The organism is Pseudomonas sp. Irchel s3f19, assembly GCF_900187555.1.
Lineage (GTDB): Bacteria > Pseudomonadota > Gammaproteobacteria > Pseudomonadales > Pseudomonadaceae > Aquipseudomonas > Aquipseudomonas capeferrum.
In genome coordinates this window covers 773043-788580 of record NZ_FYDW01000001.1, presented here as the reverse complement: position 1 = coordinate 788580, position 15538 = coordinate 773043, and the positions used below count along the sequence as shown (strand labels likewise).

Genomic DNA, 15538 nt, shown 5'->3' with positions numbered 1-15538 from the left:
CAGCCTCAAGCCTCGCTCATGTCTTCCAGACGACGCGGCACAGGTTCATTTGACAGTCGCCCCGCCAACCCCGCCCGCATGTCATTGCCGCTAGGCTGCTGGTACAAGCTCAACCCGAACTCCGGCAACACCGCCAACAGGTAATCGAAGATATCCCCCTGGATCCGCTCATACTCCGCCCACACCGTGGTCGTGGTGAAGCAGTAGATCTCCAGCGGCACGCCTTCGGCGGTGGTCTGCATCTGGCGAACCATGCAGGTCATGCCTTGATGCACGTTGGGGTGGTTCTTCAGGTAAGCCAGAGCAAAGGCGCGGAAGGTGCCGATGTTGGTCAGCTTGCGCCGGTTGGCGGACAGCTCGGCCACCGGCCCCAGGGCTTCGTTCCAGGTTTGCAGTTCCTGGCGCTTGCTGGCCAGGTAGTCGCCCAGCAGGCGCACCTGGGTGAGGCGCTGCTCTTCTTCGCGGGTGAGGAAGCGCACACCCGCGGCGTCGATGAACAGGCTGCGCTTGATGCGTCGGCCGCCCGATTGCTGCATGCCGCGGTAGTTGCGGAACGACTCGCTCATCAAGCGCCAGGTCGGGATCGAGACGATGGTCTTGTCGAAGTTCTGCACCTTCACCGTGTGCAAGGTGATGTCCACCACGTCACCGTCGGCGCCCACCTGGGGCATTTCGATCCAGTCACCCACATGCAGCATGTCGTTGCTGGTCAGTTGCACGCTGGCCACGAACGACAGCAGCGTGTCCTTGTAGACCAACAGCAGCACCGCCGACATGGCACCCAGGCCCGACAGCAGCAGCAATGGCGAGCGGTCGATCAGGGTGGCGACGATGACGATGGAGGCGAAAATCCACAGCATCATCTTGGCCAGTTGCACATAGCCCTTGATCGAGCGGGTGCGGGCGTGCTCGGTGCGGGCGTAGATGTCGAGCAGGGCATCGAGCAGGCACGACAGGGCCATAGTCATGAACAGCAGGGTGAAGGCCAGGGCGACGTTGCCGAGGAAGTGCTGCGCCGTGTCGGACAACTCCGGCACCAGTTTCAGGCCAAACTGCAGCACCAGCGACGGTGTGGTCTGGGCCAACCGGTGCAGGACTTTATTGTGGCGCAGGTCATCCAGCCATTTCAGCGCCTGTTGGCGTGCCAGCAGGCGGGTACCGTGCAGCATCAGGAAGCGCGCCAGGCGGCCGACCACCAGGGAAATCAGCAGCAGGACGGCCAGGCCAATGGCGGCGTGGAGCATGGGATGTTGGTCGAGGGTGCCCCAGAGGTCGAGGGAGTCACGCCAGATTCGTTGGATATCCATGGGGTTGTGAGCGGTCTGTATTGCCAAACGAAGCGCCATTAGAGCGCGGAAGCCGATAAAGTTGCCAAAAGAAATTCGGCTATGGCGGCAGAAAACGTTACCCTATGCAACTGAATTTCCCGCACTTGCCTGAGGTTACCTCCGTGTTTTCCCAATTCGCCCTGCACGAACGCCTGCTTAAAGCCGTGGCCGAGCTTAAATTTGTCGAGCCGACCCCGGTGCAGGCAGCGGCCATCCCCCTGGCCCTGCAAGGGCGTGACTTGCGTGTGACCGCGCAGACCGGCAGCGGCAAGACCGCGGCATTCGTCCTGCCGATGCTCAACCGCCTGGTCGACCTGAGCGGCCCACGCGTGGAAATCCGCGCGCTGATCCTGCTGCCTACGCGCGAGCTGGCGCAGCAGACCCTCAAGCAGGTGCAGCTGTTCTCCCAGTTCACCTACATCAAGGCTGGCCTGGTCACCGGCGGTGAAGATTTCAAGGAACAGGCCGCCATGCTGCGCAAGGTACCGGACGTGCTGATCGGCACCCCGGGCCGTCTGCTCGAACAGCTCAATGCCGGTAACCTGGACCTGTCCCATGTCAAGGTGATGATCCTCGACGAAGCCGACCGCATGCTCGACATGGGCTTTGCCGAAGACATGGAGCGCCTGTGCAAGGAGTGCGAGAACCGCGAGCAGACCCTGCTGTTCTCCGCCACCACCGGTGGCGCAGCACTGCGCGACATCATCGGCAAGGTGTTGAAAGACCCTGAGCACCTGATGCTCAACAGCGTCTCGCAACTGGCCGAGGGCACGCGTCAGCAGATCATCATGGCTGACCACGACCAGCACAAAGAGAAGATCGTCCAGTGGTTGCTGGAAAACGAGACCTACCAGAAGGCGATCATCTTCACCAACACCCGTGCCCTGGCAGACCGCATCTATGGTCACCTGGTGGCCAAGGACGTCAAGGTCTTCGTACTGCACGGTGAAAAGGACCAGAAAGACCGCAAGCTGGCCATCGACCGCTTCAAGCAGGGCAGCTCCAAGGTGCTGGTGGCGACCGACGTGGCGGCCCGTGGCCTGGACATCGACGGCCTTGACCTGGTGATCAACTTCGACATGCCGCGCAGTGGCGACGAGTACGTGCACCGCATTGGCCGTACCGGCCGTGCCGGGGGGGAAGGCCTGGCCATCTCGTTGATCACCCACAACGACTGGAACTTGATGTCGAGCATCGAACGCTACCTCAAGCAGCAGTTCGAGCGCCGGGTTATCAAGGAAGTCAAAGGTACCTACAACGGGCCGAAAAAGGTCAAGGCCTCGGGCAAGGCTGCCGGGACCAAGAAGAAAAAGGTCGAGAAGAAGTCGGGGGACAAGAAGGCTGCAGCCAAGCGCAAGCCAACCGCCAAGCCAAAGGCCAACGCGCCACTGGCCAGTTCCGACGGCATGGCTCCGCTGAGAAAGCGTCAGCCTGCAGCTGAGTAAATCGACTTGTGCCCTATCGTCGGCTTGCCGGCGATAGGGGCTTCACACCTCGCATCAGTCAGCTTTTTTCTCCGCTGTCTTCAGTTCCTTGATCCGTGTATCGATCAACTGGCATTTGTCGGGCAAGTCCTTGCTCGCCGTCCCCAGCTCCATCCCTTGGAGCTCATCATTGATTTCCTTGGCCTTCTGCGGGTTCTGCTCAGTGAGCTGGCTGACCAGGCCAGCCAGTTCTTCACGCTTCTGCGTGGCCTCTTCCGGTGTGCAGGCCCAGGCGGGTAGGGCGCAGAGCAGGGCGGTGGCGCAGGCAATGCTTAGCAGCGGTTTCATCCTTCTTACCTCTCGCGTTGGCTATGCGTGATGGAGGGCAGTCGATGCATCGAAGTTCAGCTTCAGCGACCGGCGGGCTCTGCAATCCGTACCTGCAGTACAACTGATGTTGTCAGTGGGCAAGATGAGGTTTGGCGGTCATGTCTATTCCCAGCGCCTTCATGACGGCAAGAAACGACTTCAACGTCGGATTACCGTGCTCGCTGAACGAGCGATAAAGTTGTTCACGTGACAAACCCGTCTCTTTCGCCAATTCGCTCATGCCTTTGGCACGTGCTACCACACCAACGGCCTTGGCCACGTAGCTGGCATCGCCCGTTTCAAGCGCATCGGACATGAACTGCGCGATGGCTTGCGGGGTGGTCAGGTAATCAGCCGCATCGAAGTCAAAAAATGTTTCAGTCATGTTGCATCCTCCAGGAGCGCAGGATTTCGTGAGCCGCTTTGATGTCCCGCCGTTGGCTGCTTTTGTGCCCGCCGCAGAGCAGAATTACCAACGTATCGCCTGATTGGTGAAAGTACACGCGGTAGCCCGGCCCATAGTGAATTCTCAATTCACTTACACCATGGCCAACTGCTGAAACGTCGCCAGGCAGGCCCTCCATCAAGCGGTTGATACGAGCAATAATCCGGATACGCGCCGTGTCGTCCCGGAGTCCATGCACCCAATGCCTGAAACTGCTGGATTCGATTTTCTTCATTGGGCGAATGTAGTTTATAAATCACACGGAGCAACGCATCAAATGGTTTCTGTTTTTTTCTGAACATGGCTCACTGTCGACAGGTCCACCCTGTGTACCCCTTCCGTCCACAGCAGGAGCCTGCCGCCATGAGCATCACCTACGACTGGGACCTGATCGAGCGCTTGCTGCATGAAGCCCAGAACAGCGCCGGTCACAGCTTCACGCCACGCCCCTATGCCGAGCAGCACGCCGCAGCGTTGGCCGCCAAAGGCCAGCCGGTTGGCGACCTTGACCACCTGAAGACCCGCGCTTGCGAGTATGAAAAGCTGCTGTTCGAGCGCGGCTTCATCGAAACCCGGCCCGCAGAAGACGGTGGCAACGGTGAAAACTTTGTCCTCACCGAGCGCGGATCACGCCTGTTGAGCCTGATCGACAGCAGCATCCCAGGCTTCGAGCACCCCCGCCAAGTGCTTGAAGAACAGGAAGACGCGCTGGATGAGGCAACCTTTGAGCAGGTGTCCTCCAAGGCGCAGATTGCTTGAGGTCGTTTTGAGGGTGGCACGGGTGGCCAAGGAAAACCGATAATCGGTAATTCTTGAAGACTGCCGAGTTGACGCCCATGCCATCGATTATCCGTAAGGCCCGCTCATGAGCGCGGCCCGGAAGAACCCCGACGCCTTTGCTTTCCAGGTCATGCTCGGGCTGTGCCTGATCTGGGGCTGCCAGCAGGTGCTGATCAAGACGGCCGCCGTCGACATTGCCCCGGTGATGCAGGCCGCCCTGCGTAACTGCATCGCTGCAGTGCTGGTGGGCCTGATGATCTGCTGGCGCGGTGGTTGGGAGCAGGTGGGCACTACCTGGCGCGCCGGGCTGTTGGCCGGCGGGCTGTTCGGCGTGGAGTTTCTGTTCATCGCCGAGGGGCTGAAGCTGACGTCGGCAGCGCACATGTCTGTCTTCCTGTATACGGCACCCGTGTTTACTGCCTTGGGCCTGCACTTCTTGCTGCCCAGCGAGCGGCTGCGACTGCTGCAGTGGTTGGGGATCTTGCTGGCGTTCGGCGGGATCGCCACGGCATTTGCCGGCGGTATGTCGTTCGAGCAGATGGACAGCCGCACCTTGCTGGGCGATGCCTTCGGTGTCGTGGCAGGGTTGGCCTGGGGCGCGACGACGGTGGTGGTGCGCTGTTCGCGGTTGTCGGAAGCGCCAGCGACCTTGACCTTGTTCTATCAGCTGGCCGTCGGTTTTGCCGGGTTGCTGCTGATTGCCTTGCTCAGTGGCCAGATCGGGGCGGTGTCGCTGACGCCGTTGGCGATTGGCAGTGTGCTGTTCCAGGGGATCGTGGTGTCGTTTGTCAGCTACCTGACCTGGTTCTGGCTATTGCGCAAATACCTGGCGTCGAACCTAGCGGTGTTTTCGTTCATCACGCCGTTGTTCGGCGTGACGTTCGGAGTGCTGCTGCTGGATGAGCCACTGAGCGTGAACTTCGTACTCGGCGCAGTGATGGTGTTGCTTGGGGTGGTGCTGGTGAGTGCCGAGCCCTGGGTAAAGCAGCAATTGCGTAAGTGGGTGGGGTGACGGTTGCACCTACACCGAGCGCGCATCCGCCGAGTGTTGGGCAGGGCAGGTGCGATGGGCTTGGGCGCCAGCCAGCACCAGCCCCCCGGCCACTGCCAGACCACTGGCAGCCAGCAGCAATGCGGGCTGCAAACTCCCCGTGTAGTGGTTGCTGACGGCCGCCAACAACGGCCCGCTCAGTTGCCCGAGCGCAAAGCACGCAGTGAGCAGCCCGGCATTACGCTGTGTCGCCTGCGGCGCCAGCTCCCGCGAACGCTGCATCACCAGCTGCATGCAGGCCAGGAACGGCGCACCGCATAGCACCACGCCCAAGGCCAGGCCAAGGCCGCCGCCCCACAAGCAAGCCAGCACGCCCAGCCCTTGCAGCCACAGGGTGGCGGTCAGCCAGGCGGAGGTCCGGCCGCCCCGGCGCAGGCTCACCAGCACCACGCCCAGCGCTGCCGCCACGCCAAACGCAGGCCAGAACAGGTCGGCCAGCCATTGTCCCTGAAACTGCTGATTGGCCATCTGTGACAAGAAAGTGGCCGGCAGGATGTAACCGACGCCGTACAAGGCATACACCAGCCCAAGGCGCCCAATACCGGCACCGTGCCTTGTACCTGGCTGCACAGTGGCCGGGATCACCGCCGGCGCCTGCGGCCGTGGCAACCAAGGCCTTACTGCCAGCAGCATTAGCAGCGCGGCGGTGGCATAGATCAGCCAGAGCGCTGCCGAACCCAGCCCCAGCACATGCGCACCCAGCGCCAACAGTCCGCTAACGGCGATACCCACCCCGGGCCCTGCGAACACCAGCGCGCCCAGGCGCTGGCGCTGGTGCGCATTGGCGACCTGCTGGCTGAGGCTGGTGATCATCACCAGTACCCAGGCGCTGGCCACGCCGGTGCCGAAACGCAGCAGCAGGTGACTCCAGAAGCCATCGGCGGCCCAAGAGGCCACGGTCAACAGCACGCACAGCCACAGCCCGCCATGCAGGCGCAGCCGAACCTGGGCAGGGGTGCGGGCGAACATGGCATCCACTGCACCCAGGAAGTAGCCCAGGTAATTGGCTGCTGCGACCAACCCAGCGGCCGTGAGGTCGAACTGGCCTTCAGCGATCAATTGCGGCAGTTGCGGGGTCAGGGCGAAGCGGCCTATGCCCATGGCCATCATCAGCGCCACGGCGCTGGCCAGCAGTTGTATGAGCGGTGACATGGAGGGACTCCTGCACGGGGTAAGCGATGGCTGGCAGGTTAAGGGGCTTTTATCTTCAATAAAATTGAATAATGATGATGAAGTTGTTCTGTTTTGGAGAATAGTATGGAGTTCAGCCAACTGCGCATCTTCCAGGCGGTTGCCGAGGAAGGCTCGGTGACCCGCGCCGCCGAGCGCTTGCATCGGGTTCCCTCGAACCTGTCGACGCGCCTGCGCCAGCTCGAAGACCAACTGGGCGTCGAGCTGTTTTTGCGCGAGCGCCAGCGCTTGCAGCTGTCACCTGCGGGCAAGGTGTTGCTGGACTACGCCAATCGCCTGTCGGCCCTGCGTGACGAGGCGATGGCGGCCGTGCAGGGTGGCCAGCCGGCCGGGGAGTTTGTGCTGGGCACCATGTACAGCACTGCAGCGACCCACCTGCCGGCCTTGCTGGCGCGTTACCACCAGGCGTACCCGGCGGTGAACCTGCAGGTGCGCGCGGCGCCCAGCGGCGAGTTGTTCGAGGGTTTGCTCAGCCATGGCCTGGATGCGGCCTTGGTGGATGGCCCGCCGAGCCTGGCCGGGCTGGATGGCGTGCCACTGTGCGAAGAACAACTGGTGTTGATCACCAGCCCTGAGCACCCGCCCGTGCACACGGCAAAAGACGTGGCAGGCAAGGCGGTGTTCACCTTCCGCCAGGGCTGCTCGTACCGCATGCGCCTTGAAGCCTGGTATGCCCACGCGCATACGCCGATGGGGCGGGTGATGGAGATCGAGTCCTACCAGAGCATGCTGGCCTGCGTCATCGCCGGCGCCGGCGTGGCGATGATGGCGCAGTCCATGCTCGACAGCCTGCCGGGGCGTGACCGGGTGCGGGTTCATCGCCTGCAGGCGCCGTTCGATCAGGCGGTGACCTGGTTGATGTGGCGCCAGGGGATGCGAGGGGCGAATTTGCAGGCGTGGATCGATCTGCAACAAAGCGAAACGATTAGCCAGTCGTCGGAATGCGGCGTTTCCCCTTGATCCGCGTCAAAATGGCCCCTATCTCTAGGAACAGATACATGCGCAATACAGGACATCGGGCTATGATCTGTATGAAACATGACTGGATTGATTGACCGTGAGGCTGACCCGTCAAAGGGGGCACTATGAAGAAACCACTGTTCAACTGGCTCCACGACTTGGCTGTCGCACTGGGGCTGATACCACCACCCTTGCAGCCGGTGCCGATCCCGACTGACGAAGAGCAGCGCAAGCGCCAGCCGCGTCGTCGCTGAAATGAAAAAGGCCGCCGCATCATGGCTGATGCGGCGGCCTTTTTGTTGCCGGGTGTTATCTAAGCGCGTATCGGCTATCAGGCCAGCTTCATCGCTGCCACCGATTTACGCGTCATCAGGCTGATCCCCACAAAGCTCACCAGGCCGATCGTCAGGCTGTAGTAGATCGGCGTGTTGGCTTCCAACCCATCCTTGAACATGAACAACAGCGCGGTGGCGAAGCCCAGCGACATGCTGGCGATTGCGCCTGCGGTGGTTGCGCGCTTCCAGAAGATCGCACCGATCAGCGGGATCAGCATGCCGCCGACCAGCAGGTTGTAGGCCAGGGTCAGGGCGTTGATCACATCGTTCACCACCAGGGCGATACCCAGCACCACCAGGCCGGTGAGCAAGGTGAACAGGCGGCTGATGCCCAGGCTCGATTGCTTGCCGCCACGCAGCTTGGGCAGCAGGTCTTCGGTCAGGGTGGTGGACGCGGCCAGCAGGCCGGCGCTGGCGGTGGACATCATGGCTGCCAGGGCCGCCGCCATCAGCAGGCCGCGGATGCCATCGGGCAGGGTGCTCTTGATCATCTCGGCAAAGGCATTGTTCGGGTTTGCCAGGTCTGGCATCAGCACGTGTGCAGCCATGCCGATCAGGGCGCAAGCCAGGCCGTACACTACGCAGTACACACCGGCGGTGGTACCGGCGCGCTGGCAGACCTTCTCGTCACGGGCGGTGAACACCCGCTGCCAGATGTCCTGGCCGATGAGGATGCCGAAGAAGTAGATCAGGAAGTAGGTGATGATGGTGTCCCAGCCGATGCTGGTCAGCTGGAAGCTCGACGCTGGCAGCTTGGCCACCAGGGTGTCCCAGCCGCCGGCCTTGTACAGGCAGACTGGCAGCAGGATGAACATCAGGCCGACGGTCTTGATCACGAACTGGACGATGTCGGTCAGGGTCAGCGACCACATGCCGCCGATGGTCGAGTACAGCACCACCACGCCACCGCCCAGCAGCAACGACATCCAGAACGGCAGTTCCAGCAGCACCTGCAGTACGGTTGCCATGGCCAGGGTCGAGGTGACGCCGATCATCAGCGCATATGCCAGCATGATCGCTGCACTGGCCTGGCGTGCCATGGGGTTGTACCGACGCTCCAGCACCTGGGTGACGGTGAAGATGCGCAGGCGCAGCAGCGGTTTGGCGAGGAACAGGTTGAGGGCGATGATGCCCAGGCCCAGCGCAGCGCACAGCCAGAAGCCCGAAATACCGTGCACATAGCCCAGGCGCACGGTGCCGACGGTGGACGCGCCGCCCAGCACGGTGGTGGCCATGGTGCCCATGTACAGGGTGGGGCCGAGGTTGCGTCCGGCCACCAGGTAGTCTTCGTGGGTTTTCGCACGCCGCATGCCATACCAGCCAAGCCCGAGCATGCCGGCGGTATAGATCATTACAACAATGATGTCCAAGGCCATTGGGAGTCTCCCGATTATCTTTATTATGGCGAGATCGACCGCCCGGGCACCTTACGGCACCTGGCGGTCTTGTCTTGTGTTGACGGGCCTCAATGGCCCTCCCTCATGGCTCCTGCCAGGGTATAGCGGGTATCGCGGTTGGCGCGGCGCAGGCCTGGTTCAGCGACGCACTACGCCGGGTAGCACGCAGAGCATTTCGAACAGCAGGTTGGCGCCGAGCAGCGAGGTGTTGCCGGTGGTGTCGTAAGGCGGGGAGACTTCGACAAGGTCACAGCCGATCAGGTCCAGGCCGTGGCAGCCGCGAATGATCTCCATCGCCTGGATCGTGGTCAAGCCCCCAATTTCCGGCGTGCCGGTGCCCGGTGCCCAGGCAGGGTCAATGCCGTCGATATCGAACGACAGGTAAACCGGGCCACCGCCGACCTTTTCGCGTACTTCGGCCATCAGCGGTTCCAGCGATTTGTGCCAGCATTCCTCGGCCTGGACTACGCGAAAGCCCTGGCGACGGCTCCAGTTGAAGTCGTCGGCGGTATAGCCTTGGGCGCGCAGGCCGATCTGTACCACGCGGTCGCAATCGAGCAGGCCTTCTTCCACGGCGCGGCGGAAGGTGGTGCCGTGGGCGATCTTCTCGCCGAACATGTGGTCGTTGACGTCGGCGTGGGCATCGATATGTACCAGGCCGATCTTGCCGTGCTTTTTATGCAGGGCACGGAGGATTGGCAGGGTGATGGTGTGGTCGCCACCCAGGGTCATCGGGATGACGTTGTGCTCGACGATCTCGTCGTAGGCTTCTTCGATGATGCGCACGGCGTCGAGCAGGTTGAAGGTGTTGATGGCCACGTCACCGATGTCGGCTACCGACAGCGAGTCGAACGGCGCAGCACCGGTGGCCATGTTGTACGGGCGGATCATCACCGATTCGGCGCGGATCTGCCGTGGGCCGAAGCGGGTGCCGGAGCGCAGGGAGGTGCCGATGTCCAGCGGCACGCCGATGAACGCGGCGTCCAGGCCGGCGGCGCTTTGCAGGTGGGGGAGGCGGAGCATGGTGGCGATGCCGCCGAAACGCGGCATTTCGTTGCCGCCCAGTGGTTGGTGGAGAGTCTTGTCCACGGTGGGCCTCATCAGTCGGTCGATTGTTGTGTTTGTTCGAACCTGTGCCGCGGCGCGCCTGTTTGCTTTGGTTGTGCCGGCGGGCAGGACATTTCGGCCGAGTTTGCGCAAGGTAGTGCCCGGGAAGAATCGCTACCGGCAAATACTTACTTCAGGAATTTCTGAACTAATGCCTGCGCAACCGGTTAGAATTGCCGCCATTAACTTTGCGGAACCGTTGCACCATGGCCTCGACCCTGCCCGATCTGAAACTGCTGCGCATCTTCGTCAGCGTGGTGCGCCACCAGGGCTTCGCCAACGCCCAGCGCGAGCTGAACCTGTCGACGTCGGCCATCAGCACCTACATGAGCCAACTGGAGGGCGGGCTGGGGATTGTCCTGTGTCACCGTGGGCGCGGCGGTTTCAGCCTGACCAGCAAAGGTGAACTGTTCCACCAGGAGAGCCTGCGCCTGCTGGCCGAGCTGGATGGCTTCGAGCAATATGCCGCGGCGCTCAAGGGCGAGCTGCGGGGCACGCTCAACCTGGGGGTGATTGACTCGACCGTGGGTGACCGCGCGTTGCCACTGGCCGAAGCCATCGGTGCCTATAGCCAGGAGCACCCGGGGGTTCACCTGCACCTGTCGGTGTCCAGCCCCTACGAGCTGCAATTGGGGGTGCAGGACAACCGCCTCGACCTGGCCATCGGGGCGTTTTCGTCGCGCATGAGTGGCCTGGTCTATCAGCCCCTGTACCGTGAGCAGCACTGGCTGTATTGCAGCAGCCGCCACCCGTTGTTCGCCGAGCGGCGCATCCCCGAGCAGGTGGTGACCCAGCAGCGCATGGTCGGGCGCGGCTACTGGAGCCAGGCAGAACTGGCCCGGCACGGCTTCAAGCACAGTGCGGCGACCGTGGAGAGCATGGAGGCGCAGCTGATTCTGATCCTGTCGGGTGCCTACATCGGCTACCTGCCAGAGCACTACGCCCAGGCATGGGTGGACAAGGGCGACCTGCGCGTCTTGTCGCCGTCTACCTTCGGCTATCAGGCGCCATTTTCGCTGATCGTTCGCCGCGGCCGTAGCCGCGAACCGTTGATTCAGACCTTCCGCGACCTGCTTAAAAGCCAACTCAACGTCGGCTGATACACAGTGTGTTCATGCATTCCGTCGGGACGGGCTCAATTCCTACAAAACTGGACCGCTAACCTGATAGCGCTCTGCTAAATATCAACTTGCGCTGATGATTTCCCCCTCTTCATCCTGCAAGGATCGCCCAAGATGCGCATGAATTTGCCCGTCACTGAGCACGAAAGAACCTTCTCCAGCGATCAACGCCTGATCTCCACGACGGACCTCAACAGCCGCATCACCTACTGCAATGACGCCTTCGTGGCGATCAGCGGGTTCACCTACGACGAACTGGTCGGCCAGCCCCACAACCTGGTGCGTCACCCCGACATGCCCCCGGCCGTCTTCGGCCACATGTGGGACACCATCAAGCAAGGCAAACCCTGGATGGGCGTGGTCAAGAACCGCGCAAAAAACGGCGATTACTATTGGGTCAGCGCCTACGTCACCCCGGTGTATGAGCAAGGGCGGGTCAGCGGCTACGAGTCGGTACGCTCGGTGCCGACGCGCGAGCAGATTCGCCGTGCCGAAGCGCTATACGCGCGCCTGCGTGCCGGCCGCTCAGCGGTGCCCTGGGCCGCGCGGCTAGGGCATCAGCTGGGCCACGGCTGGCCGCTGATTGGCGCAGGCCTGCTGTCGGCCGCAGGTTATCTGTGGTTGCCGCCGTATGCGGCGCTGGGGGTATTGATGGCCAGCCTGCTGCTGGCCTGGTACTTGATCGAACACCGGCAGAGCCAGGCCATCCGGCGTACCCTGGACGAGCACCCGAAAGCCTTCACCAGCCCGTTGGTGGCGTTGACCTACAGCGACAACCCGGGGCTGCAAGGCCAGCTGGACCTGGCCATCATCAGTGAAGAGGCGCGCTTGCAAACCGCCTTGACCCGCCTGGTGGATGCAGGAGTCGGGGTCAAGTCACGTGCGGCGCAGTCGGCCGACCTGTCAGACGCCCAGGCGCAGATGCTTGACCGCCAGCGCAGCGAAACCGACCAGTCCGCCACGGCGATCGCGCAGATGGCAGCGACCATCCAGGAGGTCACCCATAACGTGCAAAGCACCGCCCATGCCGCAGGCGATGCCGACCAGTTGGCGCAGCATGGCAGCGAGTTGGCCCAGCAGAGCCTGAAGGCGATGGGGAGCATGAGCGATGCGGTGAATGATATCGGCCAGGCAGTCAATGCACTGGCCGAGCAGACCCAGTCGATTGGCAGCGTGGTCGACACGATCACTTCGATTGCCGACCAGACCAACCTGCTGGCACTCAATGCCGCCATCGAGGCTGCGCGGGCCGGTGAGCAGGGGCGCGGGTTTGCCGTGGTGGCTGATGAGGTGCGTTCGTTGGCCCAGCGCACCCGTGCCTCGACCGAAGAGATTCATCAGATCATCGCCTCGTTGCGGGTGGGGGCAGAGCGGGCAGTGAGTACCGCCACCCGCGGCGAGCAGATTTCGCGCGACAGCGTGCACAGTGTCGAGGCGGTGCAAGTGGCGTTGGCCGGTATCGCCCAGGCGGTCAGCCGCATTACCGGCATGAGCCAGCAGATGGCGACGGCTTCGGAGCAGCAAAGTCATGTTGCCGAGGATATCAACCAGCAGATCGTGAGGATTGCACACCTGTGTGACCAGAGCGCGGGGCAGGCCAGGCAGGGTGCGCAAATCAGCCAGGACCTGGAGCGGATGGCCGAATACCTGCACAGCCTGGCTGAGCGCTTCAACCGCTGAGGCAGGGGATTTCGAACAAGCTGTGGCACACTGCGCCCGGTAAGGAGAGCCCTATGCCCAGACCCCGCTGCGAGCGCTGCCAGCGCCCGCTTGACCACTGCCTATGCCCACTGATCCCCTCGCTCGCCAGCCGCACCCGTATCGTCCTGCTGCAGCACCCCAGTGAAACCGCCCATGCCCTGAATACCGCGCGCCTGGCGGCCCTGGGGCTGAACAATGCCGAGTTGCGGGTCGGAGAGGTGTTCGATGGCCTGGATGAGCTGCTTGCCACGCCCGGTTACCGTGCCGCGTTGCTGTTCCCGGGCGATCAAGCCCAGGTGCTGACGGCTTATACCGAAGTGGATGACCAGCCGTTGCTGTTGATCGTACCCGACGGTACCTGGCGCAAGGCCCGCAAGCTGCTGTACCTGAACCCAATGCTTGCGGCATTGCCGCGGGTGACGCTGGGCGCGGTTGCGCCTTCGCGCTACCGGCTGCGCAAGGCGCCGGAGGCGGGTGCGTTGTCGACCCTGGAGGCGGTGGTCGAGGCGCTGAACGTGCTGGAGCAGCCAGTCAGCTTTGACGCGCTGCTCAAACCGTTCGACGCGCTGATCGAGGGGCAGATAAAGGCCATGGGCGCCGAGACCTTCCAGCGCAATCACGGCCCTTCATAGGCGCTCTGAGGCTTGCGCTCAGCGCATGTCAGGCAGCCTGGCTTCGGTCTTCACCTCATTGCTGGCAATGGCTTCCGGCGGCAGCGAGATACGTTGCTTGCTCAGCAGTTCACCCATGGTGGCCAGTACCCGGTACATCGAGAACTCCTCGGTGTAGCGCACTTCGGTGTAACGGCGGTCGGCGTTGTACAGCTCGTTCTCACTGTCGAGCACGTCGAGCAGGGTACGCTGGCCAAGGCCGAACTGGTCCTGGTAGGCAGCACGCACACGTTTGGTGGTCTCGGCGTATTCACGCGCGGTCGGGGTCTGCTTGCGCGCGTTGTTCATGGCGTTCCAGGCCAGGCTCAGGTTCTCGGTCAGCTCGCGCAGGGCGTTGTTGCGAATGTCCAGTGCCTGGTTGATCTTGTGGGCATCGGACTGCAGGCGGGCCTTGTCGCTGCCGCCGCGGAACACGTTGTAGTTGAGCTCGACACCGGCCTGCCAGTCGTTGTTGCTGTGGCCTTTCTCGCCGCCGAGGTTGTTGTTGGCGCCGGTGGCCAGTATCGCGTCCAGGCGTGGGTAGAAGGTCGACTTGGCCACTTCATACTGCTGCTCGGCAGCATTGACGTCGGCCTGGGCAGACTTGATGTACGGGTTGTTCTGGCGCATGCCTTCACGGGCATCGTCGAGGGTGCCGGGGATCTCCACCTTGATCGATTGCGGCCCCTCCAGTTCATCGGGCTGTCGGCCGATGACGCTGAAGAAGTTGGCCTCGGCATCGGCCAGGTCGACTTCGGCGGTGTCCAGGTTGTTTTCTGCCAGTGCACGACGGGCGCGGGACTGATCGAGGTCGGCGGTGCTGCCGACGCCGCGCTCGGTGCGCAGGCCGATCTGGTCGTTGACCCGCAGGTGCGCTTGCAGGTTGTTCTTGGCCAGCGTCACCAGCTCACGGCGCTTGAGTACTTCCAGGTACACCTCTACCGCGCGCAGGGCAACATCCTGGGCGACGGCCTGGGTGTAGTAGGCGCGCGAGGTGGCGACCGCCTCGGTGCGGCCTACTTCGTTCGAAGTGTTGAAGCCGTCGAACAGCATCTGGCGCAGGCGCAGTTCCGACTGGGTGTAGCTGAGGGTGGCCTTGTCGTGGCTGCGCGTACCGTCGGCATTGGTGCCGCGGGTGTTGAGGTTGTCCGAACGCTGGCGGCCATAACCTGCAACCAGGTCCACGGAAGGGTAGTAGCCGCCACGCGCGAATTTCACGTCTTCATCAGCGGACAGCTTGCTGTTGCGGTTGGAGCTGATCTGCGGATGGTAATCCACGGCGCTCTGGACAGCCTCGGTAATCGACATCGCCTGTACGTTGGCACACGCCATGGCCAACAGTAATGCACTGGTGATGGGGTTCAAAACGCGCATGGGTACCTCTCCCTGATCCTAAAATAAGTCCTGCTTGTCGCCAAAAAAATGACGATATAGTTATCCTGCAAATCGTGTCAGGTTTTTAACAACAGAGCTAAGAACATTCAATCAAAGTCGTAAGAAGATTTTCTCATAACAATTACTGTTATTTGACTTATGTGGTCTAAGAGGGGCTGGGCGCTGATCCATAACAGCGAAATTGAAAGCTGCTGAAAGTCTCGTTTTTCAAGGTTTACAGAGAGTTCCAGAACTTTTGTAGCTAAAAAAATGCCTGGATAGGCGAAATAGATATTTGGCGACAA

Annotated in this window: 16 protein-coding genes; 8 read left to right on the top strand and 8 right to left on the bottom strand. The window is 62.2% G+C overall.

Annotated features, from left to right (window positions below; genetic code table 11):
* Positions 1 to 5 precede the first annotated feature (5 nt).
* Positions 6 to 1307 carry a mechanosensitive ion channel family protein gene (locus CKW22_RS03585; RefSeq protein ID WP_033699654.1) on the bottom strand — a complete coding sequence of 434 codons (1302 nt, stop codon included), beginning with the start codon at positions 1305 to 1307 and terminating at the stop codon, positions 6 to 8.
* 104 nt (positions 1308 to 1411) lie between these two features.
* Here CKW22_RS03585 and CKW22_RS03580 point away from each other — a divergent pair, with 104 nt between their 5' ends.
* Positions 1412 to 2773 carry a DEAD/DEAH box helicase gene (locus CKW22_RS03580; RefSeq protein ID WP_033699652.1) on the top strand — a complete coding sequence of 454 codons (1362 nt, stop codon included), beginning with the start codon at positions 1412 to 1414 and terminating at the stop codon, positions 2771 to 2773.
* A gap of 54 nt (positions 2774 to 2827) precedes the next feature.
* Here the strand turns inward: CKW22_RS03580 and CKW22_RS03575 are convergent, their stop codons facing one another.
* From CKW22_RS03575 to CKW22_RS03565, 3 genes are all read right to left on the bottom strand, one after another.
* A complete protein-coding gene (locus CKW22_RS03575; RefSeq protein WP_033699650.1) occupies positions 2828 to 3100 on the bottom strand; it encodes a hypothetical protein in 273 nt (90 codons plus the stop codon).
* A gap of 112 nt (positions 3101 to 3212) precedes the next feature.
* Complete coding sequence (locus tag CKW22_RS03570) at positions 3213 to 3506, bottom strand: addiction module antidote protein (RefSeq protein ID WP_095063760.1); 294 nt, start codon at positions 3504 to 3506, stop codon at positions 3213 to 3215.
* Complete coding sequence (locus tag CKW22_RS03565) at positions 3499 to 3801, bottom strand: type II toxin-antitoxin system RelE/ParE family toxin (protein WP_095063759.1); 303 nt, start codon at positions 3799 to 3801, stop codon at positions 3499 to 3501. Before CKW22_RS03565 ends, CKW22_RS03570 begins: the two co-directional genes overlap by 8 nt.
* Before the next feature lie 128 nt (positions 3802 to 3929).
* On the opposite strand from CKW22_RS03565, the gene CKW22_RS03560 reads away from it, so the two are divergent.
* Positions 3930 to 4325 carry a transcriptional regulator gene (locus CKW22_RS03560; protein WP_033699644.1) on the top strand — a complete coding sequence of 132 codons (396 nt, stop codon included), beginning with the start codon at positions 3930 to 3932 and terminating at the stop codon, positions 4323 to 4325.
* A gap of 106 nt (positions 4326 to 4431) precedes the next feature.
* Positions 4432 to 5358: a DMT family transporter gene (locus CKW22_RS03555; protein ID WP_033699642.1), complete on the top strand. Its 927-nt coding sequence runs from the start codon at positions 4432 to 4434 to the stop codon at positions 5356 to 5358.
* 9 nt (positions 5359 to 5367) lie between these two features.
* Here the strand turns inward: CKW22_RS03555 and CKW22_RS03550 are convergent, their stop codons facing one another.
* Positions 5368 to 6549, bottom strand: coding sequence for an MFS transporter (locus tag CKW22_RS03550; RefSeq protein WP_047583464.1), 1182 nt, complete (start codon positions 6547 to 6549; stop codon positions 5368 to 5370).
* A gap of 105 nt (positions 6550 to 6654) precedes the next feature.
* Here CKW22_RS03550 and CKW22_RS03545 point away from each other — a divergent pair, with 105 nt between their 5' ends.
* Positions 6655 to 7548, top strand: a complete 894-nt coding sequence (locus tag CKW22_RS03545; protein ID WP_033699637.1) for a LysR family transcriptional regulator — start codon at positions 6655 to 6657, stop codon at positions 7546 to 7548.
* Positions 7549 to 7673: 125 nt separating this feature from the next.
* The gene (locus CKW22_RS27755) at positions 7674 to 7802 is read left to right on the top strand and encodes a PA1414 family protein (RefSeq protein WP_256214945.1); all 129 of its coding nucleotides are present in this window, start codon (positions 7674 to 7676) and stop codon (positions 7800 to 7802) included.
* A 77-nt stretch (positions 7803 to 7879) separates the two neighbouring features.
* On the opposite strand, the gene CKW22_RS03540 is transcribed toward CKW22_RS27755, so the two are convergent.
* A complete protein-coding gene (locus CKW22_RS03540; protein ID WP_033699635.1) occupies positions 7880 to 9259 on the bottom strand; it encodes a sodium:solute symporter in 1380 nt (459 codons plus the stop codon).
* A 159-nt stretch (positions 9260 to 9418) separates the two neighbouring features.
* Positions 9419 to 10369 (bottom strand): agmatinase, encoded by a 951-nt coding sequence (speB, locus tag CKW22_RS03535; protein WP_027593127.1) that lies wholly within the window; start codon positions 10367 to 10369, stop codon positions 9419 to 9421.
* Positions 10370 to 10593: 224 nt separating this feature from the next.
* Here speB and CKW22_RS03530 point away from each other — a divergent pair, with 224 nt between their 5' ends.
* The 3 genes from CKW22_RS03530 (at position 10594) to CKW22_RS03520 (ending at position 13841) form a co-directional block, all read left to right on the top strand.
* Positions 10594 to 11487: a LysR family transcriptional regulator gene (locus CKW22_RS03530; RefSeq protein WP_033699632.1), complete on the top strand. Its 894-nt coding sequence runs from the start codon at positions 10594 to 10596 to the stop codon at positions 11485 to 11487.
* Between the two features lie 135 nt (positions 11488 to 11622).
* Entirely contained in the window at positions 11623 to 13188 is a 1566-nt protein-coding gene (locus CKW22_RS03525) for a PAS domain-containing methyl-accepting chemotaxis protein (protein WP_095063758.1), read from the top strand.
* 53 nt (positions 13189 to 13241) lie between these two features.
* Positions 13242 to 13841 carry a tRNA-uridine aminocarboxypropyltransferase gene (locus tag CKW22_RS03520; protein WP_033699628.1) on the top strand — a complete coding sequence of 200 codons (600 nt, stop codon included), beginning with the start codon at positions 13242 to 13244 and terminating at the stop codon, positions 13839 to 13841.
* A gap of 18 nt (positions 13842 to 13859) precedes the next feature.
* Here the strand turns inward: CKW22_RS03520 and CKW22_RS03515 are convergent, their stop codons facing one another.
* Complete coding sequence (locus tag CKW22_RS03515; RefSeq protein WP_033699626.1) at positions 13860 to 15233, bottom strand: TolC family outer membrane protein; 1374 nt, start codon at positions 15231 to 15233, stop codon at positions 13860 to 13862.
* Positions 15234 to 15538: the final 305 nt, after the last annotated feature.

Coding starts and splice junctions, on each gene's coding strand:
- CKW22_RS03540 (WP_033699635.1), bottom strand. CDS start 9,259: ATGGCCTTGGACATCATTGTTGTAATGATCTATACCGCCGGCATGCTC.
- CKW22_RS27755 (WP_256214945.1), top strand. CDS start 7,674: ATGAAGAAACCACTGTTCAACTGGCTCCACGACTTGGCTGTCGCACTG.
- CKW22_RS03525 (WP_095063758.1), top strand. CDS start 11,623: ATGCGCATGAATTTGCCCGTCACTGAGCACGAAAGAACCTTCTCCAGC.
- CKW22_RS03555 (WP_033699642.1), top strand. CDS start 4,432: ATGAGCGCGGCCCGGAAGAACCCCGACGCCTTTGCTTTCCAGGTCATG.
- CKW22_RS03575 (WP_033699650.1), bottom strand. CDS start 3,100: ATGAAACCGCTGCTAAGCATTGCCTGCGCCACCGCCCTGCTCTGCGCC.
- CKW22_RS03530 (WP_033699632.1), top strand. CDS start 10,594: ATGGCCTCGACCCTGCCCGATCTGAAACTGCTGCGCATCTTCGTCAGC.
- CKW22_RS03580 (WP_033699652.1), top strand. CDS start 1,412: ATGCAACTGAATTTCCCGCACTTGCCTGAGGTTACCTCCGTGTTTTCC.
- CKW22_RS03570 (WP_095063760.1), bottom strand. CDS start 3,506: ATGACTGAAACATTTTTTGACTTCGATGCGGCTGATTACCTGACCACC.
- CKW22_RS03545 (WP_033699637.1), top strand. CDS start 6,655: ATGGAGTTCAGCCAACTGCGCATCTTCCAGGCGGTTGCCGAGGAAGGC.
- CKW22_RS03520 (WP_033699628.1), top strand. CDS start 13,242: ATGCCCAGACCCCGCTGCGAGCGCTGCCAGCGCCCGCTTGACCACTGC.
- CKW22_RS03585 (WP_033699654.1), bottom strand. CDS start 1,307: ATGGATATCCAACGAATCTGGCGTGACTCCCTCGACCTCTGGGGCACC.
- CKW22_RS03550 (WP_047583464.1), bottom strand. CDS start 6,549: ATGTCACCGCTCATACAACTGCTGGCCAGCGCCGTGGCGCTGATGATG.
- CKW22_RS03565 (WP_095063759.1), bottom strand. CDS start 3,801: ATGAAGAAAATCGAATCCAGCAGTTTCAGGCATTGGGTGCATGGACTC.
- CKW22_RS03560 (WP_033699644.1), top strand. CDS start 3,930: ATGAGCATCACCTACGACTGGGACCTGATCGAGCGCTTGCTGCATGAA.
- CKW22_RS03515 (WP_033699626.1), bottom strand. CDS start 15,233: ATGCGCGTTTTGAACCCCATCACCAGTGCATTACTGTTGGCCATGGCG.